Here is a 21,045-nt window from a genome sequence, read left to right on the forward strand (position 1 = left end):
GGGAAACCGAGGCATGCCCCAGGATGGTGGCCAGGGGTTTTATGCCCAGTTCGTGTGCTTTTTCCCGGGACATCAGCACTAAAGCCCCCGCCCCGTCGTTGACCCCCGGGGCATTGCCCGCCGTGACCGTGTTGTTGGGGTCGAAAACCGGCGGCAGGCGGCGCAGGGCCTCCAGGTTGGTATCCCGCCGGGGCGCTTCGTCCGTGTCCACCACTTTCGGGTCGCCCTTTTTCTGGGGTACGGCCACGGGCACAATTTCTTCCTTCAGCCGCCCGCCGTCCATGGCCGCGATGGCCAGCCGGTGGCTGCGCAGGGCCCATTCATCCTGTTCTTCCCGGGAGACGCCGTATTCTCTGGCCACTTCGCCGCCATGGATGGCCATGTGCCGGTTGTAAAAGGCGCACCACAGGCCGTCGTGGACCATCAGGTCGACAAACCTGGCGTCACCCATGCGCAGGCCCCAGCGGGCGTGCACAAAGTAGGGCGCGTTGCTCATGCTTTCCATGCCGCCGGCAACGATGATGTGGGCGTCGCCGGCCCGGATGATCTGGTCGCCCAAGGTTACCGCCCGCAGGCCAGAGGCACAAACCTTGTTTATGGTTTCCGAGGGAACTTCCCAGGGCAACCCCGCCAACCGGGTGGCCTGGCGGGAGGGAATCTGGCCGCAGCCGCCCTGCAGCACCTGCCCCATGATCACGTTTTCCACCTGCTCCCCGTTGATGCCCGCCCGCTGGATGGCTTCTTTAATGACCATACCCCCCAGCTGGACGGCAGTGAAGGGTGCCAGAACCCCGCCCAGCTTTCCAAAGGGCGTTCTGGCCGCACTGACGATTACCGTTTCTCGCAAAATTTATCCCCCCTCCATTTAAGCCTGTGCAACTTGACGTATCATAATATTATGTGTTGTCAATTTCACTACACAAGTCGCCAAACATCAGGCAAAGCAAAATTTATACCAAAATAAAAAGGGAATTGGGGAAGAGAGCCGCGGGGACAGTTGTCACAAAGTTGCGCCAAAACTGACTATTCCCCCGATTTACCCTGTATGTGGTGCGACAGCAGGTTTTTGCGAAAAAAGGTACCGTCAAGGGATAGTGAATTACCTCTAAAAGATGTAAATAGTCTACGTTAGTATACAAAAGGGTGGACGGCACTTTACAAGTAAATTTACCTTTACAACAGGCAGGCACCAGCTATGAAAAAACAAAAATTGCCGCACGGCCCGGGGTCCACCCCAAAAGGTTATACCCGGGCCCCTTGCAGCCTAATTCTTGACCACGGTGGGAGATCAGCTTTTCCGGTCGTTGTTTTCGGAGGGCAGGTGGCGGCCCCACATCAGATACAGGGCCAGCCCGATGCCAAAGAAAGCGGTGGAAAACAGCCCCCAGGCAATGACTTCCCCCAGCGGTTTGCCCCGTCGGCGGGCATCCCAGGCCACCCATAGACCATTGCTCACCATCAATCCCAGCAATAACCAGGTTATAACAAGAGCTACTTTTGGCGACAAAGGAGGCTTTCTCCTCTCTAGATTACGTCCCAGCGGGGGCAGCGGGCACCCCAGCGGCCGATAACCCTATCCTTTTCATAAATCTCGGCAATCTCGCAAGCATTGGGACAACCGTCACACTCAAAACTTCTCGTACGATAGGGGAGTTCCGTAATACCAAAACCTTTAAACCCGGTCTGGCCGGTTCCGGCCACCTTCTCCGCGGCCAACTGGGCGGCGCCGATGGCACCCATGATCTTATGATGTTCCGGTACCAGCACGGGCATGCCCAGGGCCCGTTCAAAGGCGGCCTTAATACCGATGTTGGCGGCCACTCCTCCCTGGAATACCACAGGGGGCAGAATTTCCTTACCCTTGCCCACGTTGTTCAGGTAGTTGCGCACCAGGGCTTCACACAAACCGTTAATGATATCCGGCAGGGCGTGGCCCATTTGTTGTTTATGGATCATATCCGACTCCGCAAATACCGTACAGCGGCCGGCAATGCGCACCGGGTTAGTTGATTGCAAGGCCAGTTCGCCAAACTGCTCGATGGGGATATTCAGCCGGGCAGCCTGTTGATCCAAAAATGAACCGGTACCGGCGGCGCAGACCGTGTTCATGGCAAAGTCTATCACTACACCGTTACGAAGGATAATGATTTTGGAATCCTGACCGCCTATTTCCAGGACTGTCTTTACATCGGGTACCAGCATGCAGGCGGCCACGGCATGGGCGGTGATTTCGTTCTTGATCACGTCTGCCCCCACCATGACGCCGGCCAGGTAGCGCCCGCTTCCGGTGGTGCCGACACCTGCTATTTCCACGCCCGGTTTGAGGCTCTCCCTGGCCGCCTTTAAACCGCTCTGGATGGCTTCAATGGGGCGGCCCTGGGTACGCAAGTAAAGGCCGGTGAGGACTTCTCCGGCCTCGCTCAAAATCACGATGTTGGTGCTTACCGAACCCACATCTATACCCAGGTAAGCTTTCATATCCTTCCCTTCCTGCTGGATAATAGACTGTAGATGATGCTTTTCAAAACCGCTTAAATGATCTTGAAAACTAATGCATTTTACTAACTGTAAACGTCACTTTTCCCGGCGGCCCTTTTATGCCGGGCGGCGGGCGGCTTTTTTGCGCCGCATTAAATCCACAAAGGCCTCCAGCCGGGTGGTCATGCCTGCCTTGCCCGTTTGTTCATCCAGGAAGAAAGTCAGTACCGGGATATTGTGTTCTTCGCTTACCCGGGGCAAAATGGTGCGGGCTACAATCTCCGGGATACAGGTGAAGGGGGCAAGCTGAATGACCCCGTCAAAACCCCGTTTGGCATAAAGCACCGTGTTGCCAATGGAGTCCCGGCCGTGCCCCCCCAGCAGTTCGGGCAGGTAAGGCATGGCGGCCTCTTTCACCGTTAAGCCCTCGGTGGTTTCTGCCCAGGTGTTGTCCCTGGTCCAGCCGGTTAAAAATAAAGATCTTTCCACCTCTACCCCCAGATTCCCCAGGGCTTCTTCAATTTCCAGGTTGCTGGCCGGTTCCAGGAGGACATATACTTCGCCTACAATACCCACCCTTAAGACATCCCGGTTTGGATCCTGGGGCACCTTTTGTAGTTCTTCGAGGGCACTTCGTTCAGCTTCCTCAATTTCCACAAGGCTATAGGCCCTGTCTATCCATTCCAGCACCCGGCGGTAAGTACGGGTGGTGGCACCCCGGATGGTTTCCCTGGGGCGTACTTTGTGGGTTAGTTTTTCTACATTGTCCAGCGCCTGGAGTTTGCGCCAGGCTCGCCGGATACACTCGTAAATGGCCCGGTAAGACATGCGCCGGGGATTCAGTCGCTGGATGTTATGCAAAAAGTCCAGGGGATAAAGCCGTGGCGGTTCAAAAACAACAATATCAACGGGGTAGCCCAGGGAATGCAGGATTTTTTTGTGTAGCTGCGCGTAATGACCGGCACGGCAGGGTCCCACCCCGCCACTGGTGACGATAAGCTCCACCCCTTTCGGGCAGGTTTCCAGATAAGTTCCCAGGAGTATTTTCACCGGGAAACATGCAAATTCCGGAGCGTAGCGTACTCCGAGGTCCAGGGTGTGCTTACTGGGGCGGGGAGGGAGGATGACCTCATTACCCAGATCTTCCATGAGCATTTTAAAGCTGCGATAGGATTCCGCCACATGGGGGAAAGTAACTCTGGGCACTAAAGACACACCTCTTTTTTGCGGCATACCATGTCCACAAAGGCTTCCAGCCGGGTGGCAATACCGGCTTCACCGCTGTGTTCATCGATAGACAGTCTCATAAAAGGGACGGTTTGCTGCTCGTGGACAGCCATCTCCAGGAACTTGCCTACCAGTGAATCGGGTCCGCAGCCAAAGGCCGTCAGGTGTATCATCCCGTCGATTCTTGTGTGCCGGAGAAAATAATGGGCCGCTCGTAGAACCAGGTCCCCCAGGGTCCAAAACAGGCGTTTGTCCAGGTGGTCGTTTTGCCTGTACAGCGCTCGGGGCAGCAGGTTTTCCACAGTGATCACTTCTACCCCCATTTTTTTTAACCGGCCCAGCAAGCCCACACTGATGTACTGATCGTAAACGAGATAAGGGTAGCCCAGTACGGCAAAAACCAGTCGGCCTTTTTGTTTTTGGGGGCGGATGCCCGTATTTAAAATTTGCATGGCCTCCAGGGGTTGCCAGCCTTCCTGTAGCAGGGAGAAAAACCGGCGTTCTACGGCCATGGCCTTGCGGTAGGCAAGGACGATCGCTCCCCGGGTGGCACCCAGGACCAGCCCCGCTTGCCGGTAGGCTTTTGATAGGGCGTTGCATCCTTCCCTTACGTCTATGCGTACGTCAATAAGCGGGGGGATTTTTTTAAAAGAATGCCGGATCATATCGGGTAATCCCAGAAACTTAGGGCAGTAGGTTGTTTCCTTGTTTAAACAGACCACCCGCGGGATAAATAAATAATCAACCCGGCTGATCAGGGCCTGCACATGACCGAAGTATAGTTTAATGGGCACACAGGCATCGGCCAGGGCTTCCTTCACTCCCAGGTCAAGCATTTCCCTGGTAGTGTTTCCGGAAGGGATTACCTCTGCCCCGAGTTCGTTGAAGAAGGTTTTCCAGGTCGGGTAGTAAAGAAAGTACAGCAATGAACAGGGAATGCCAACCCGGGCAGCCAAATCATACTCTCTCCTTCATCCGGTAAAAAATGACACTTTTCATTATGGTATATTTAATATTTCTCTTTGAGCACGGGAAATCCTTTCTTGAATTGGTAAGAAAAAACCCGTGGGTCCGGGCCGTGGTAGTCACTTTTCGATGGTAAATTTGTCGCCAATTACTCTCCAGCTGTCGGGGTCTTCCATTCCCAGGCGCCATATGGCTGCTCCCTTGAGGTTATATTTGGCAACCAGATCCAGCTTACCTGCCCAGCTGCTGGCGTTCTCAAACCACACCTCGTGGCGGGAACCGTTTTCGTCAATGTACCTAAAGTAGGGCACCTCAGCCCTCGTGTCCCAATTAATGGATATTCCGTACCAGCGGGCGATTTCCATGGCCAGGTCGTAGGAAAGGTAGCGGGGAAAGCTGCCGTCGCAGTTCCAGTCAAACCCGTAGGCCGGTATGCCAAGGAGGACTTTTTGTGCCGGTATTTTGCTTACCGTATACTGTACGACTTTCTCTACCCATGGCAGTGAAGCTATGGGGCCGGGGCCGCTGTAAGCTCCGTGCTCGTCGTAGGCCATTACCACCACCTGGTCGGCATAATGACCTATGGTGGCGTAATCAAAGGAATCGCCCCAGCTCATGTTAGGGGTGTCGCTGAATTTGGCCGGCAGGGCCACTGAGATGTAATAACCGGCCGGTTTAAGTTGGGCGGCCAGTTCGGCCATGAACTGGTTGAATAACTGACTGTCGCCGGGATAGATATCTTCTATGTCAATTTCTACCCCATCAAAGCCGTTCTCCCGCAGAAGGTAAAAAATATTCATTACCAGCGACCAGCGTTTTTGGGGATCCGATAGAATGCGGTGGGCTACATCCCTGCCCTGGATGCCGTTGCCGTAAAGCATGTTATGTACGAGGGCCAGCACCTTGATCTTGTTTTCTCGGGCCGCCAGAAAGAGCTTATTTAATTCTTTTTCCGGAATCTGCTCAAGGGTGTCCAGGCTTCCCGTGCCTCCGGCATTCAGACGGTAACGAAAAGGAGCGACATAAGTAAGTTTTGTACCATGGTTGGTTAAGCTAGTCAGGGAAGACGGCAGGGGTGTTTCCTTTCCCGCATAGTAGCCCATGATTGTTCTCTTTTGCCTGTACGGGTCAGGGGTTCCCTCTTTTTGCGTCAATCGCTCAAGAAGATTGCGGGTCAGGGGACCGACAATACCGTCGGGAATTAAATAGTAATCCGATTGTAATTTGGTTACTGCGGCCGCCGTCAAGGGTCCAAAAAAACCGGTGGCCGGTACAGCCAGGTAACCCAGCTGGCGCAATTGTTCCTGCAGGGCGACCACATTTGGACCATAGTCCCCCTGCCTCAGGTACTGGCTGGCATAGGCAACGCAGGTAATGTTACTAACCAACAGTGATAAAACTGCTACCAAGATAAGTTTTTTCCTGATTTTAAACATGACTACCTCCTTTGGCTTAAGTCTCCCAAAAAATTGTATCAAGCTTGTCCCCTAAAAGCATTAAAAAATATATACCAGAAGAGGTATATAATAGCAAGCCGGAGCCCCCTGCTTCAGGCTCCGGCTATTATCTGCCGGGTTTTGCATAGTTCCCGCAGTGCCGTGGGACGATTCGTTTGCTATTGGACGTCTACCCGGTAAGCATTTCCCTTGCCGGGTTCTTTTTTCGGAATGCGCACCTCCAGAATGCCGTTTTTATAGCTGGCCCTCGCCTGATCGGGTTTTACTTCCACCGGCAGGGGCAGGGTACGGCTGAAAGTGCCGTAATAGCGTTCGCTGTGGTAGTAACCTTCCTGTCTTTCCTCGGTACCCCTCTTAAACTCTCCTTTAATGCTCAGGGTATTTTCGGTAAGGGTTACCTGCAGGTCGTCCTTGGAGGCTATCCCGGGCAGTTCGGCCGTGGCTACAACCTCCTGATCCGTTTGGTAAATATCCACCCGGGGGCTGACGCCTTCAGGGCCCAAAAAACCCGGCGCCCCACGGAACCAGGGGCTGTTAAAAAGCCGGTTCATTTGGTAGCGAAGCTCGTTAAAGGGTTCCCAATGTACAAGGTCCAATGCCGGACACCTCCAAAAGAAAAGTATCTCACTTAGATCTTGTACAGAATAGTTTCAGATATACATTAGGGGTAAATATTCAGTAAACCCGGTTGGATGCGTCGATGTCACGCGCCGACAGCACCGCAGCTCGCTTCGGGCCGCCCAGCACTCACTGAAAAAGCTATGTTAGAAAGATTTGCAATTACCATCTTGTCACAGCAGGCTTAGAAAGGGCATCATTGGCAGTGAGTGCTGGGTTACCGTGTGCTGTTACCGGTGTGTGCTGCGTTGTTTGCTCCGGATAGCGCCGCATCCTTGTCATAACGGTTCTGCAGAATATTTATCATTAAGGTGACAGTACCCTGCCGGCTTTCAGCGATTCGATCATTTTGGGGGAGGAAAAGCTTCCGTTTGCGACGAAGCCTGTTTAAAGCGCGATACTTTCTCGGGAGGGGATTATCTTGGCCTGGATGAACCTTGAGCCTGCCCACCGGCAGGCAAAGGAGGAATTTGCCCTGCGGGAGCCGGGAAGCATGGCTTTTAACGCAGCCGTAACTTACCGGCCGGAAACGGCGGAATTCATTGTGCCCTTTCTTGGCTCGTATTATCTGGTAAAATATCCCGGCGGTGAGGTTATAGATGCAGCCGGCGGGTCAGAAGTACCCAAGGAAGTACAGATTACCCTGTTACATTATCTCGCCAAGGCCAGTCCGGCCCAGGTGGAAGGGCGATTAATTTCCTTCCAGGAACTACCCGGCGGATTTATTTATGTCGGCCCCTTTAACAACCGTGCGGTGCGCCCTCTGGTAGGCATCTTCGGAGGCAAGCCGGAACTTTTGGTGCGGGCTGCGGAAATGTTAGGGGGGAGGCGGGTGGAAATTGGAGACGTGGCTGTGAGTGTGCCGGTATTACCAAAAATACCCATAACCTTTGTCCTGTGGCTGGGAGATGAGGAATTTCCTCCCTCGGGGAATGTTCTCTTTGATGCTTCAGCCTCCCGACACTTGCCGACTGAGGACTACGCCCTTTTGCCCAGTCTTGTTTTGGGGAAAATGAGAAGGCTTGTATGCCATTAGGAAGGGGATAAAAATGTCCGCATTAATCGAAGAAAAGAAGCTAGATTCCCGGGTGGTTTACCGGGGAAAAATCCTAAATCTACGGGTGGATACGGTGCTTTTGCCCAACGGTCGCACCGGCACCCGGGAAGTGGTGGAATATGCCGGGGCCGTGGCCATCGTGGCCCTGAATGAGAAAAAGGAAGTTTTCCTGGTCCGGCAATACCGTTATCCCGTGGGCAAGGAACTTTTAGAAATACCTGCCGGTAAAATGGAAAATGGAGAGGAACCCTTGCAGTGTGCCCAAAGGGAATTGGCGGAGGAAACCGGGTTAAGGGCGGAACGCTGGCAACCGCTGTGCAGCTTTTACTCCACCCCGGGATTTACCAGCGAAAAAATGCATTTATTCCTGGCGCGAGATTTAAACCAGGAAGGCCAGAACCTGGACGAAGACGAATTCGTCCAGGTGGTGAAGGTACCCCTGGACGAAGCCCTGGCTATGCTCTGGCGGGGGGAAATTTGTGACGCCAAGTCTGCCGTTGGCTTGTTGGCCACACATTACCTTTTAGCCCGGGAAAAGGTTTAAAAAACCGGGCATGTGGCTTTACTGCAATAGGTGCCAAAAATAATCTCGCCCTTTTCCAGTCTGGCAGTTACGGGGAAAAGGCTACTTTGCGGGATAGAGGTAGGGTCTGCGGTTACCCCGGCGATGGATAAACGAATTGGCTGTAATTTTAAGGCCGTGATGGTAGCCGTATTGTTACCCCACGCCCCGGCATGGATTGTTCCCCGGCAGCTGCCCATGATAATGACACTACCACCGGCGATTACCTGGGCTCCGGGGTGGACGTTGCCCACGATCACCACGCTGCCCCGGTGGCGTATCTCCTGGCCCGAGCGTAAGACACATTGAACTAACCGGGCCGGTTCCCCCGGGGAAACGGCTTTCTTTTGTTCAAATTTTTTCTCAAAAGGCCAGGATATTTCCGGCGAGGGAATTAACCCGTACTGTCGGCAAATATTTTCCAGTTCAGTCCGCTGGTAACCGGTGATGGCTTGCCCGTAAACGGTGAAGCGCGCACCCCGGAAAAAGCCCCGGGAAGATTCCATCTTTCGTTTTAAGTGTAATTTGATATCTTCAAATTCCCGGTTGGGATCAAGCAGGATGACCAGGCCCTCCCGGGTACCCTTGATGCTTACCAATTCCCTGGGCACTTTACCCAACCCCTTTTTATTTTGCTCTAAAACATATTTCGATCTTTGCCGTCACTTTCCTGCTCTCGGCGAAAATATTGCCGTCTAATTGTATAAAAAGAAACCCTTTGCGGTAACTTTACATTAGAATTTACCGTAGAAGGGAGTGAAGAAAAACATGGCAATAATAGAAGTAAGTGTAATGCCCATGGGTACGGATAAGCCCAGTATCAGCAGTTATATCAGCCATTGCTACGAGGTGCTCAAAGGGGAGCCGGATCTCAAGTATCAGGTAACACCCATGTCCACCATTATTGAAGGGGAATTGGACCGGGTACTGGATACGGTGAAAAAAATGCACCAGGCTCCCTTTAACGACGGCATCATGCGGGTAGTGACATCTATTACCATCGATGAGCGCCGGGATAAAGAGGAATCCATGGAAGATATGGTTCGAGCTGTGTTGTCGTAACTGACATACTTCGCGAGGGGAGGAAAGAAAGTGCCCGAATGGAGAAAGGATCCGTTGGTGAAACGCTGGGTAGTTATTGCTACCGAAAGGGGTAAACGTCCCTGCGACTTCAAGGTGCCGCAAGACGAAAAAAAGGACGGGCGTTGCCCCCTGTGTCCGGGACATGAAGGAGATACACCCCCGGAGGTCCTGGCTTTCCGGCAAGGGGGTACATTGCCAGATACCCCAGGCTGGTGGGTAAGGGTGGTTCCGAACAAGTTTCCTGCGGTTCGCATCGAGGCTCAAAAGGGTGTGCGCCACCATGGGATCTACGAGGTAATGGATGGTCTGGGTGCCCATGAGGTAGTAGTGGAGGCTCCGGATCATGAAGCTCAGCTGGATGCCCTGGATGAGCGCCAGCTGGAGGAAGTTATCTGGGCCTGGCAGCAGCGTTCCCTGGACCTGCGCCGGGATAACCGGCTAAAATATATTCAAATCTTTAAAAATTTTGGCCAAACTGCCGGGGCATCCCTGGAGCATACTCACTCCCAAATTTTAGCTACGCCCATGGTTCCGGTTGATATACAGGAGGAAATGGAGGGCTTTAAACATTACGCCTGGTCTACGGGACGGTGTGTCCTTTGCGATGTGCTGGTCCAGGAAGCTTCTGAGCGGCAGCGAGTGGTTGTTGAAACAGATAATTTCATCAGCTTTGCCCCCTTTGCTTCCCGTTTTCCCTTTGAAATGTGGATTGTACCCAGGGAGCACCAGCATGACTTTGCCAGCATCCGGGAGGAGCAGGTACGGGACCTGGCCTGGGTGCTGCGCAACACCCTGTTGCGCTTGCGGCAAAGTGTGGGTGGCCCGCCCTTCAATTTGGTCCTGCATACCGCACCGGTTAACGAGCCGGATACCATTAATTACCACTGGCACCTGGAAATCCTGCCCAGGCTAACAATCATGGCCGGTTTTGAACTCGGTACGGGTTTTTACATTAACCCCACGCCACCGGAACTGGCGGCGGAGGTCCTGCGGGAACAGGAAGTTTTCTGTCCGCCTCCGGTTTATGCCGGGGTAGAAAGGGAGGCAGTACAGTATGTTTGACCGGCCGCTGAAAATTTTGCTTGTTTCATCTGAAGTAGTTCCCTTTGCCAAGACTGGGGGGCTGGCCGATGTAGCCGGTTCCCTGCCTAAGGCTCTGGCTACCGTGGGCAATGACAATCTCGGGAACGATGTGCGGGTGGCCATGCCCCATTACAAAGGGATCGAAAAGGCCACCTACCGCATGGATTTTCCCGTGTTTTTCAACAGCCGGGCTGAGACGGCCATCATCCGGGAGAGTACCATCGAGGCCTATTACCAGGGGGAACACCGCATCATTCCAGTGTACCTGGTGGATAATCACCATTACTTCTACCGCGACGGCATGTACATGTTCCCCGACGAGGCCGAACGTTTTACCTTCTTCTGCCGAGCGGTGCTGGAAATGTTGCCGCGCCTCAACTGGCAACCGGATATCATCCACTGCAATGACTGGCAGACCGGACCCATCCCCTTTTTCCTGAAAGTTCGCTACGCGCAGGATCCGTTTTACAACCGTATGGCAACGGTTTTTACCATCCACAACCTGCAATATCAGGGCAACTTCCCCAAGGAGACGCTAAAGCTTTTGGGGGTGGGGGAGGAGTATTTTACTCCCGAATTGCTTGAGTTTTACGGCACGGTCAGTTACATGAAAATGGGCATATTGTATGCCGATGTCATTAACACGGTCAGTAAAACTTATGCAGCCGAGATCCAGCGACCGGAGTTGGGTGAGCGGATGGACGGCCTGCTGCGTAAACGTTCCCACGATCTGTACGGGATAGTTAATGGCATTAATTACCATGAATTTAACCCCAAAACTGATCCCCGTATTCACCGGAACTACGACCATGAAAGCATTGAAAACAAAAAGGAAAATAAATACGCCCTGCAAAAAGAAATGAATCTGCCTGTAAGGGATGTTCCGGTGCTGGGGATGATCTCACGCCTGGTGGATCAAAAAGGGCTCGACCTTATAGCCCAGATTGCCGACCGGTTGCTTTCCCATGACGTACAATTTGTGGTTCTAGGCAGCGGTGACCGGCGATATGAAAATATGTTTAGAGATATTCACAATCGTTACCCTGAAAAAGCCGGTGTTTATATCGGTTTTAACGCCATTCTGGCCCAGCGCATTTATGCCGGTGCCGACATGTTCTTAATGCCCTCCCGCTTTGAGCCCTGCGGCCTGGGGCAATTGATTGCCATGCGTTACGGGACCATTCCCATTGTCCGGGCTACTGGTGGGCTGGCCGATACGGTTCACGATTTTAACCCGGCTACAGGTTCCGGAAATGGTTTCGTCTTTTCCGAATATGAAGGAGATGCCCTGTACCACGCCATCCAACGGGCCCTCTCCCTGTACACGGAGCATCCGCACGAGTGGAAAATGTTGATAAAAAGGGCTATGGAGCTGGACTTTTCCTGGGCCCGTTCCGCCGTGGAATATTTACAACTCTACCAGGAGGCTTTGAGCCGGCATCTGGCCAGGGCGAAAACCGCCTGAAACACGCAATAGCCATCCCCCGGTGGATGGCCTTTGCTTTTTAAGTTTACACCCGGGGAGCGAGTTGTTACAATATTAAGAGAAGTTAAATAATTCAATCCTCTTTCCCGCTAGCCAACCAGTTACTCTGGCGCCTCTCATTTCATTTTAGGAAGGGCCGGTGGTAACAGTGAGACATCACTCCCCGAAACTCTCCCATTTTACGGCGGATCATATTATCGGCCTGAGCTCACAAATGCTTGACCTCAAGGAAACCCTGCTCAAGGTAGCCCCCCGCAATTCCAACGTACTCATTACCGGTGAGAGTGGTACCGGGAAAGAACTTTTTGCCCGGGCACTGCACGCGGCCAGTTTGCGGCGGGCAGGGCCCTTTGTGAAAATAAATTGTGCGGCTATTCCCGATACCCTTGTAGAGTCGGAGCTCTTTGGTTATGAAGAAGGGGCGTTTACAGGCTGCCGTAAGGGGGGACAGATTGGTAAACTGGAACTGGCTCACGGGGGTACGGTCTTTCTAGATGAAGTGGCCGAACTTTCCCGTGCCATGCAAGCCAAGCTTTTGCGTTTCCTGCAAGAACGCGAGATCCAGAAACTGGGTAGCAGGCGAACCATTTTCGTTGATGTCCGGGTAGTGGCAGCCACCAATGTTAACCTGGAACAAATGGTTAAACATAAAAAGTTTCGTGAAGACCTTTTTTATCGTTTAAACGTGATTAATTTACACATTCCCCCCTTAAGGGAACGCAAGGAAGATATCCCCTTGCTGGTTGATGCATTTATACAAAAGTTTAATTTCTCCTTCGGGGCCGGGGTAAACGGAGTGGCATCGGAAGTAATGACCGCCTTTCTGCATTATTCCTGGCCGGGAAATGTACGTGAACTGGAGAACTGTTTGGAGCGGGCCTTTAACCTGGTGGATAAAGATAAGATTATTCGACCGCACCATTTGCCCGCCCACCTGTATGCTCTGGCAGGGGAAAACCGGTTGCCTGGTGAAAAAAGGTTTCTTGGCCAGGTTACGGAAGCATTCAGGCAGGGAAAAACCTTGACCCAAATTATGGAACAGGTAGAAAAAAACATTGTTTTGCAGGCCCTTGCCGAGAGTAAAGGAAACAAGGCCAAAGCCGCCCGGTTGCTGGGAATATCCCGCCCGGGCCTGTATAAAAAGTTAATCAAATACAATTTAATGTAAATTAATATAAACAGCTGCCCCCATTGCCGCCTTTTCACCCTTCTCGGGCCATTACCCTTCCCCCTCCCAAGATATGCGCCCGGGGCGTCGACGGTAATAACCTTTTGCTCGTGTTAAGTTTGGTAACACCTCCGGGATAAGTGCAAAAAAGGGTTGCTACTAGGGCCTTAATTTTGTATCCTTAACCCCATTTTACGGTTATTGGCAGCTAAAAGCCCGGCTGGTTACGGTTAATTTGCTAATGGAATTTGCCGGGTGACAAACCAGGCGGAAAGGGGGTGTGGTTTTTATAGGACCGTCACCTTTTAGGGGGCAACAGGACCAGCGAAAAATCTTCCGGGAGGGGTGAAACGATGGATTTCGACCTCACCAGGGATCAACAGTTGATCCGGGAGGTAGTGCGGGATTTTGCGCAAAAAGAAATACTTCCCAGGGCAAAAGAGATTGACCGGAGCGGACAGTTCCCTCTGGATATAATAAGAAAGCTTGCCCAAATGGATCTCATGGGATTGCCCTTTCCCGAGGAATACGGAGGTGCCGGAGGGGACTATGTCAGTTACTGCCTGGCTTTAGAAGAGATCACTCGGGCCTGCGCTTCGACCGGTCTCACCTATGAGGCGCACATTTCCCTTGGCTGCATGCCTATTTATCTCTTTGGTACTCCGGAACAGAAGCAGAAATACCTGGTTCCTTTGTGTCGGGGAGAATGTATAGGGGCCTTTGGGCTTACCGAGCCCAATGCAGGTTCGGATGCCGGCGGAACCCAGACCACGGCGGTACTCCATGGAGATGAATGGGTGATCACTGGCTCCAAATGTTTTATTACCAATGCCAGCTATGCCCGCTTTGTTACCATTACGGCTGTTACCGACCGGACGAAGGGGAAAAATGGTATCAGCGCCTTTATTATACCCACCGATGCTTCCGGTTTAACTATTAAAGCCGGCTATGAAAAGCTGGGCATGTCCGGGTCCAATACTACCGAACTGTTTTTTGACGATGTGAGGATACCCAAAGAAAATCTTTTAGGCCAGTTAAACCAGGGTTTCAAACAGTTTTTGCAGGTTCTTGACGGCGGGCGCATTGCCATTGGAGCCATGGCGGTAGGTATTGCCCAGGCCTGTTTGGATGCCGCCCTGGACTATGCCCGGCAAAGAATCCAGTTTGGGCAAAGCATCTCCAAATTTCAGGCTGTCTCCTTTAAACTAGCCGATATGGCCACCAACATTGAAGTAGCCCGGAATATGTACTTGAAAGCTGCCTGGCTAAGGGATCAGGGCCGGTCCTGCACCAAGGAAGCGGCCATGATCAAGGTTTTTGCTTCTGAAATGGCGACCCGGGCTGCCCTGGATGCCATTCAAATTCACGGTGGCTACGGCTATATGAAGGAGTTTCCGGTTGAACGCCACCTGCGGGATGCCAAGCTGTTGGAGATTGGGGAAGGCACCTCGGAGATCCAGCGTTTGGTTATTGCCCGGGCCCTGGGGTGTTGATAACCAGGTAAGTGCGTGTATTGGGGGGAGGTAGAGATGCTTCGCAGGATTCGCGAAAGGACTGTACCACCTGGCGGTCCACTGACCCGACGGCAGAAAAAAGCTGCTAGTGAAGCCATCATCCGGTTGCTCGGCCGGGCTTCCGGGAACGTTTCCGAAGTGGCCGAACACCTGGGGATTGATGAGGAATTAATTGATCAGTTGCTCCAGGAACTGGTCCGGATCGGGCGGGTGCGGCGTAATCCCGATGGAGGGTTTACCCTTCACGATCCCTTAAGCAAATGGTGGGAAAGCAAAGGAAGTAAAAATTTTTAAGGTGCCCGGGCACCGGTTGGGGAGAAAAATTTTTTAAGACTGGAGGTGAATTTGATTTTGAGTTCTTTTATCTTCCTACGGAGTTTCGGGTGCAAGAAGCCAACAGGGGGTATGGGGGTACATGGCAGAAGTAAAACCTGAAGAGTTGAAAATGATTAAGGAGAGTAAACTGTACTATCCGGATTCCGAAAAAGTGAAAAAGTCAGTTTTGGGCAGTATGGATGCCTTTAATGCCCTGCTTCGCAGATCATGGGAGGATCCGGAAGGTTTTTGGGCCGATGTGGCCAGTGATCTTTACTGGATCAAACCCTGGGAAAAGGTCATGGAAGGAAAAATGCCTTATTTTAAGTTTTTTGTGGGGGGTGTAACCAACCCCTGCTACAACCTCATCGACCGGCATTTGGAACAGGGTGCCGATAACAAGCTAGCCCTGATTTGGGAAGGGGAAGACTACCAGACCAAATTCTATACCTACAGGATGCTCTATAGCGAAGTATGTAAATTTGCCAATGTTTTAAAGGATTTTGGTTTGCAAAAAGGGGATCGGGTGGCCATTTTCCTGCCCAACCTGGCCGAAACGGTAGTAGCTGTACTAGCCTGCTACCGCCTGGGGGTGCTGTTTAATACCGTTTTCTCCGGTTTTTCCGTGCGTGCCCTGCGGGACCGGCTGATTAACTATGAACCTCAGGTAATTGTCACCGCCGACGGTGGTTACCGTCGCGGCCGGGAAGTTCCTTTAAAGTCCAAGGTGGACGAAGCCATCGAGGGTATGGAAAGCATCCAGGCCGTGGTGGTGGTCAAACGAACCGGTTCCGAGATTAACATGAAAGAAGGGCGGGACTACTGGTGGCATGAATTAATGGCCAAGGCCCGCCTGGAATGCCCGCCGGAGGCCATGGAGGCCAATGAACCGGGACTGGTGTTTTACACCAGTGGCACCACCGGCAAACCTAAAGGTATAGTTCATTCCAGTGTGGCCTTCGTGGTAAACAATTATATTTACGCTAAGTTCCACATGGACCATCACCCCAACGATATGTTCTGGTGTACGGCTGACATCGGCTGGCTGACCATGCATATCTGGGGGATTGTAGGCGCGCTGTCCAACGGGGTAACTACCATATTTTACGAAGGTGCCCTGGATTACCCGCGACCCGACCGGTTCTACCAGATCATTGATAAGTACCGGGTGAATAAGCTATTTACCGCACCCACCGCCATCCGCATGCTCATGCGGTATGGGGAAAGCTGGATGGAGACCTACGATATTTCCTGCCTGGATGTTCTCTCCGTGGTGGGGGAACCGTTTAACCCGGAAGCCTGGCATTGGGCCTATGAAAAGCTAGGCCAAAAGCGCATGTACATCAATAACACCTGGGGTCAGACGGAAACAGCCGGTTGCCCCCTGGCCGGAGCAGCCTGGGTAACACCCATGAAACCCGGTTCCTGTGGCATCCAGTTTCTGGGCGCCCAGCTGGATGTGGTAGATGAGGATGGCAAACCCGTTCCTCCTGAAACGCCCGGTAACCTCATCATCACCCGCCCCATCCCCATGATGGTTCGGACCCTTTGGAGGGAGCCAGAAAGGTATATCCGGGAGTACTTCAGTCAGGTTGAAGGCTGTTATTTTACCAATGATGCCGCCATCAAGGATAGGGACGGCCACTACTGGGTTACCGGCCGGATTGACGACGTCTTTAACGTGGCCGGTCACCGTCTTTCCACTATGGAGATGGAGAGTGCCATTATTGAGTGCGAGGGGGTGGCTGAAGCGGCGGTGATTGGTGTTCCAGATCCTATTAAAGGATTAATCCCCGTGGCCTTTGTCACCCTCCGGCAGGGTTATGAGGCCGGTTCCGAAATGGAGCAAGCCATTAAACACAAGGTTATTGAAAACATTGGTAAAATTGCCGTTCCCGGTACCATTTACTTTACCCCGGTAATGCCCAAAACCCCCAGCGGCAAGATCATGCGCCGGCTACTCAAGGAAATTGTTGTTGGCGGGGAAATAAAGGGGGATATCACCGGTCTTGAAGATATTGGCACTGTGGAGCAGGTAAAGGCCATAGTGGCGGCCAAAAAGACACAAGGGTAAATTTTTTCTTGGATACGCTCAAAAACATGTCTATTAAAATTTACACACCGGCAACTCATTCTGGGGGGTAACCTGCCCATTCTTGCGTGCAAAGTTTTTTACGCGTGGGTCCCTGGTTACCGGTTCTTTTGCGCTAATTCACCCCTTAAGACGCTAAAGAATAAAAGTAAAAGTCAGAATAGTGGCTTAATTATTGCATGGGAGAATTTTCGGCAATCGGCGGGAGGGGGTGACATGGCACTAGAACGACCTGACGAGTTGGCAAGGTTTTGGGACAGCTGTAGCAGCATCTTTGAAAGAGCGTGGTTGCGGGATTGGCCCAGGGGCGGTCCCGCGACCAGCTCAATTTAAATGAGGATACCCTGGTACTAGGCCGGTAATCCATCAAAAGGAGGAGGCAAAGTTGAGCCAGCATAACATGGTAGATTATGATAAAACCTATGCGGAATTTAAATGGGAAAAACCGGAGTATTTTAATTTTGCCCGGGATGTCATTGATAAGTGGGCTGGGGACCCTGACAAGCTGGCGATGCTTTGGGTCGACGATGAAGGCAACGAGGTGCGCAAAACTTTTTTTGACTTTTCCAGGGCTTCCAAACGGGCGGCCAACGTCCTCCGGGAACAGGGGGTAAAGCAGGGCGATGTGGTGGTGGTCATCCTGCCCCGTTTGATCGAGTGGTGGGAGATCAACCTGGCCTGTTTGCGCCTGGGTGCAGTAATCAGCCCCGGTACCACCCAGCTTACCGCCAAGGACATAAAGTACCGTTTGGAGACGGCAGAAGCGGTTTGTGTCATCACCGACAACGATAATGCTCCCAAGGTGGACGAGGTTGTTGGGGAATGCCCCACGGTAAAGTCCCGCATTATCGTTGGTGAGCCCCGCCGGGGCTGGCTGGATTATAGGGAAGCCGTGGCCAGGGCCAGCGACGACTTTACCACGGTAAATACCAGGAGTGATGACAACGCCATTTTGTACTTCACCTCGGGAACTACGGGCTATCCAAAGATGACGGTGCATACCCACGCCAGTTACCCCATTGGACATATTGTTACCGGAAGATACTGGCTGGACCTGCATCCGGATGATCTGCACTGGAATTTAAGCGATACGGGTTGGGCCAAGGCGGCCTGGAGCAGCTTCTATGGTCCCTGGAATATGGGAGCGGCCATATTTGTTCACCATACTTCCCGTTTTAGCCCCAAGAAAACCCTAGAGCTACTGCAGAAATATCCCATCACCACCCTTTGCGGGGCGCCGACCAACTACCGGATGATTGTGCTAGAAGATTTAAGCCAGTACAAGTTCCCAGCCCTGCGCCACTGTGTGGGTGCCGGTGAACCTCTGAACCCGGAGGTCATTGAAATCTGGAAAGAGGCTACCGGTTTGATCATCCGTGATGGTTACGGCCAGACCGAAACAGTACTGCTGTGTGGCAGCTTTCCCTGCATTGAGCCCCGTTTCGGCTCCATGGGTAAACCTTCCCCCGGCTTTGACGTTCAGGTTATTGACGAGGAAGGCAATATCCTGCCGCCCAACACGGAAGGGGATGTGGCTGTAAGGGTAAAACCCGGACGTCCGGTGGGGCTCTTCAAGGAGTACTGGAAGAATCCTGAAAAAACGGCCAGTGTATACCGTGGTGACTGGTACATCACTGGTGACCGGGCATACAGAGATGAGGATGGCTACTTGTGGTTTGTGGGGCGCGCCGATGACGTAATCCTGGCCGCGGGTTATCGCATTGGTCCCTTTGAAGTGGAAAGCGCCCTGTTGGAACACCCGGCGGTAGCTGAATCGGCTGTAGTATCCAGCCCCGACGAGATTCGGGGTGAGGTAGTCAAGGCTTTTGTGGTACTGGCACCGGGTTATCAACCCTCCAATGAACTGGTAAAAGAACTGCAAGAGCATGTTAAGAAGATTACCGCACCCTATAAATATCCGCGGAAGGTTGAATTTGTGGAATCACTGCCTAAAACCATAAGCGGTAAGATTCGGCGGGTTGAGCTGCGGGAACGAGAGTGGGCCGGTAAGCGCAGGTAATAAGAGGGAAGCAAAGGTCGGGAGAAAGGGCCCGGCCTTTATTCATTTGCTAGTTCTTGATTCTTGCTGGAAAAAGGAATATGCTACTAAGAGAAAATGGTACAAGCCTACCGGATCCGGAAGTGGATGTCTAGCTGAGGGCTGGTCATGTTTACTTATGTAAACATCTGTTTGGCAGCCCGGTGGTGAAAGCCTTTTCCGTCCATCCCGTTATTTCAAGCGGTACGCAATGTCTATGGCGAAGGCACGTTTTATTCCCCATTGCAACTGGGGAAAGGTTTACGGGTTGTTGAAATTGCTGCCCTTGCAGGTCAAGTTAGAGTTTTCTAAAAAGTCAGGCATGGCACTTGCATGGGAAAGTGGTTTGATTCTTTAGGTGGCCAGCGGTTATCAAAAAGTTTTTTATGGGGAAAGGTGTTAAATTAAAAATCGGGGCATAGAAAAGGGGAGAGATTTATGGACTTTATGCTCACGGAAGAACAACAATTGCTGCGCCAGACCGTCCGGGACTTTGCCGAGAACGAGGTAGCTCCCAAGGCGGCCGAGATGGATGAAACGGAAGAGTACGACTGGTCCCTTTGGGATAAGATGGCCGAGATGGGCTTAACTGGCATCCCCTTTCCCGAAGATTATGGGGGAGCGGGTATGGACAACCTCAGTTATGCCATTGCGGTGGAGGAATTGAGCCGGGTTTGTGCTTCCACCGGGGTGCTGATCTCGGCCCATACCTCCCTGTGTAGCTGGCCCATCTACGCTTTTGGCACCGAGGAGCAGAAGAGCAAATACCTGGTCCCCCTGGCAGAAGGAAAAAAAGTCGGGGCCCTGGGTCTGACCGAGCCCTCTGCGGGTTCCGATGCCGGGGCGATAAAATTAAGCGCCGTGCGGGACGGGGATGAGTACGTACTCAATGGAACAAAGATTTTTATTACTAATGGTGGGCGGGCGGACGTTTACGTTGTTATTGCCCGCACGGATCCGGATATGAGCAAAAAACACCGGGGTACAACCGCTTTTATTGTAGAAAAGGGTACACCCGGATTTACCTTTGGCAAGAAGGAGCACAAGATGGGTATCCGGGCCTCTTATACCTACGAACTGGTTTTTGATAATTGTCGTATCCCCAAAGAAAATATGCTGGGCCAAGAGGGTGAAGGCTTTAAAATTGCCATGGCCACTTTGGACGGCGGGCGGATTGGAATTGCCGCTCAGGCCCTGGGGATTGCCCAGGGGGCCTTCGAGCAGGCTCTGGCTTACAGCAAGGTGCGGGAGCAATTTGGCCGGCCCATCTGTGCCAATCAGGGCATTGCCTGGATGCTGGCCGATATGGCCACCCGTATTGAAGCCGCCCGCCTGCTGGTTTACCAGGCTGCCTTTTTGAAAGACAACAAGCTGCCCTACGGTAAGGAGTCGGCCATGGCCAAGCTTTATGCCTCAGAAGTGGCCATGTGGGTGACTACTAAGGCGGTACAGATTCACGGCGGTTACGGTTATACCCGGGAGTACCCCGTGGAGCGCATGATGCGCGATGCCAAGATTACGGAAATTTATGAAGGTACCAGTGAGGTACAGCGCATTGTCATTGCCAACTATCTGCTCAAGTAGCCGGTGTGAGGAGGGGGAAGATGAAGTTAGTCGTATTCACCAAGCAAACCTTTGACACGGAAGCCAAAATCACCCTCGACGCGCAGGGCAAAATCAACCCGGAAGGAGTCAGCCTGATCATGAACCCTTACGATGAATTTGCCGTAGAAGAAGCCCTGCGCATCAAGGAGAAAACCAAAGGGGAAGTAACCGTGGTCAGCATGGGCGGGCCAAAGGCCCAGGACGTCCTGCGCCAGGCTCTGGCCATGGGCGCCGACCGGGCTGTGCTCATCACCCCCGAATTGGAAGAAATAGACGAATACACCACGGCCACCATC

General features: G+C 52.6%; 20 protein-coding genes. 12 read left to right on the forward strand and 8 right to left on the reverse strand.

The genetic code is table 11. The annotated features are described in order from the left end of the window. The 7 genes from BUA65_RS15650 to BUA65_RS15680 all read right to left on the reverse strand — a co-directional run. On the reverse strand, positions 1 to 847 hold an 847-nt coding region (locus tag BUA65_RS15650), incomplete at its 3' end, for an acetyl-CoA C-acyltransferase (RefSeq protein ID WP_072871059.1). Positions 848 to 1,288: 441 nt separating this feature from the next. Beyond that, entirely contained in the window at positions 1,289 to 1,507 is a 219-nt protein-coding gene (locus BUA65_RS15655) for a hypothetical protein (RefSeq protein WP_072871061.1), read from the reverse strand. Positions 1,508 to 1,524: 17 nt separating this feature from the next. Next, positions 1,525 to 2,478, reverse strand: coding sequence for an acyl-CoA dehydratase activase (locus BUA65_RS15660; RefSeq protein WP_072871062.1), 954 nt, complete (start codon positions 2,476 to 2,478; stop codon positions 1,525 to 1,527). Positions 2,479 to 2,595: 117 nt separating this feature from the next. After that, entirely contained in the window at positions 2,596 to 3,684 is a 1,089-nt protein-coding gene (locus BUA65_RS15665; RefSeq protein ID WP_072871064.1) for an acyl-CoA dehydratase activase-related protein, read from the reverse strand. Beyond that, entirely contained in the window at positions 3,684 to 4,661 is a 978-nt protein-coding gene (locus BUA65_RS15670) for an acyl-CoA dehydratase activase-related protein (RefSeq protein ID WP_072871066.1), read from the reverse strand. Before BUA65_RS15670 ends, BUA65_RS15665 begins: the two co-directional genes overlap by 1 nt. Before the next feature lie 129 nt (positions 4,662 to 4,790). After that, the gene (locus BUA65_RS15675) at positions 4,791 to 6,107 is read right to left on the reverse strand and encodes a glycosyl hydrolase family 18 protein (protein WP_072871067.1); all 1,317 of its coding nucleotides are present in this window, start codon (positions 6,105 to 6,107) and stop codon (positions 4,791 to 4,793) included. Between the two features lie 179 nt (positions 6,108 to 6,286). Continuing rightward, the gene (locus tag BUA65_RS15680) at positions 6,287 to 6,724 is read right to left on the reverse strand and encodes an Hsp20/alpha crystallin family protein (RefSeq protein WP_072871069.1); all 438 of its coding nucleotides are present in this window, start codon (positions 6,722 to 6,724) and stop codon (positions 6,287 to 6,289) included. 452 nt (positions 6,725 to 7,176) lie between these two features. On the opposite strand from BUA65_RS15680, the gene BUA65_RS15685 reads away from it, so the two are divergent. Both BUA65_RS15685 and BUA65_RS15690 read left to right on the forward strand, forming a co-directional pair. After that, entirely contained in the window at positions 7,177 to 7,782 is a 606-nt protein-coding gene (locus BUA65_RS15685) for a DUF3786 domain-containing protein (RefSeq protein ID WP_072871087.1), read from the forward strand. Between the two features lie 13 nt (positions 7,783 to 7,795). Then, positions 7,796 to 8,347, forward strand: coding sequence for an NUDIX domain-containing protein (locus tag BUA65_RS15690; RefSeq protein WP_072871070.1), 552 nt, complete (start codon positions 7,796 to 7,798; stop codon positions 8,345 to 8,347). Here the strand turns inward: BUA65_RS15690 and BUA65_RS15695 are convergent. After that, positions 8,344 to 8,976, reverse strand: a complete 633-nt coding sequence (locus BUA65_RS15695; protein WP_072871071.1) for a septum site-determining protein MinC — start codon at positions 8,974 to 8,976, stop codon at positions 8,344 to 8,346. The genes BUA65_RS15690 and BUA65_RS15695 overlap by 4 nt on opposite strands. 157 nt (positions 8,977 to 9,133) lie before the next feature. Here BUA65_RS15695 and BUA65_RS15700 point away from each other — a divergent pair, with 157 nt between their 5' ends. The 10 genes from BUA65_RS15700 to BUA65_RS15745 all read left to right on the forward strand — a co-directional run. Next, entirely contained in the window at positions 9,134 to 9,427 is a 294-nt protein-coding gene (locus BUA65_RS15700) for an MTH1187 family thiamine-binding protein (protein WP_072871073.1), read from the forward strand. Positions 9,428 to 9,457: 30 nt separating this feature from the next. Next, a complete protein-coding gene (gene galT / locus BUA65_RS15705; RefSeq protein WP_072871075.1) occupies positions 9,458 to 10,510 on the forward strand; it encodes a galactose-1-phosphate uridylyltransferase in 1,053 nt (350 codons plus the stop codon). Beyond that, a complete protein-coding gene (glgA, locus tag BUA65_RS15710) occupies positions 10,503 to 11,996 on the forward strand; it encodes a glycogen synthase GlgA (protein WP_072871077.1) in 1,494 nt (497 codons plus the stop codon). The genes galT and glgA overlap by 8 nt, the downstream gene beginning before the upstream one ends. A gap of 160 nt (positions 11,997 to 12,156) precedes the next feature. Then, positions 12,157 to 13,185 carry a sigma-54 interaction domain-containing protein gene (locus BUA65_RS15715; RefSeq protein ID WP_072871078.1) on the forward strand — a complete coding sequence of 343 codons (1,029 nt, stop codon included), beginning with the start codon at positions 12,157 to 12,159 and terminating at the stop codon, positions 13,183 to 13,185. Between the two features lie 353 nt (positions 13,186 to 13,538). Then, positions 13,539 to 14,678 (forward strand): acyl-CoA dehydrogenase, encoded by a 1,140-nt coding sequence (locus BUA65_RS15720; protein WP_072871080.1) that lies wholly within the window; start codon positions 13,539 to 13,541, stop codon positions 14,676 to 14,678. Positions 14,679 to 14,714: 36 nt separating this feature from the next. Beyond that, positions 14,715 to 14,993, forward strand: a complete 279-nt coding sequence (locus BUA65_RS15725; RefSeq protein WP_072871082.1) for a FeoC-like transcriptional regulator — start codon at positions 14,715 to 14,717, stop codon at positions 14,991 to 14,993. A gap of 121 nt (positions 14,994 to 15,114) precedes the next feature. Beyond that, complete coding sequence (acs, locus tag BUA65_RS15730) at positions 15,115 to 17,088, forward strand: acetate--CoA ligase (RefSeq protein ID WP_072871084.1); 1,974 nt, start codon at positions 15,115 to 15,117, stop codon at positions 17,086 to 17,088. A gap of 418 nt (positions 17,089 to 17,506) precedes the next feature. Continuing rightward, positions 17,507 to 19,126 carry an AMP-binding protein gene (locus tag BUA65_RS15735; RefSeq protein ID WP_072871089.1) on the forward strand — a complete coding sequence of 540 codons (1,620 nt, stop codon included), beginning with the start codon at positions 17,507 to 17,509 and terminating at the stop codon, positions 19,124 to 19,126. A gap of 456 nt (positions 19,127 to 19,582) precedes the next feature. Beyond that, the gene (locus BUA65_RS15740; RefSeq protein ID WP_072871085.1) at positions 19,583 to 20,728 is read left to right on the forward strand and encodes an acyl-CoA dehydrogenase; all 1,146 of its coding nucleotides are present in this window, start codon (positions 19,583 to 19,585) and stop codon (positions 20,726 to 20,728) included. Between the two features lie 20 nt (positions 20,729 to 20,748). After that, on the forward strand, positions 20,749 to 21,045 hold a 297-nt coding region (locus BUA65_RS15745; RefSeq protein ID WP_439328950.1), incomplete at its 3' end, for an electron transfer flavoprotein subunit beta/FixA family protein.

The organism is Desulfofundulus thermosubterraneus DSM 16057, assembly GCF_900142025.1.
Lineage (GTDB): Bacteria > Bacillota > Desulfotomaculia > Desulfotomaculales > Desulfovirgulaceae > Desulfofundulus > Desulfofundulus thermosubterraneus.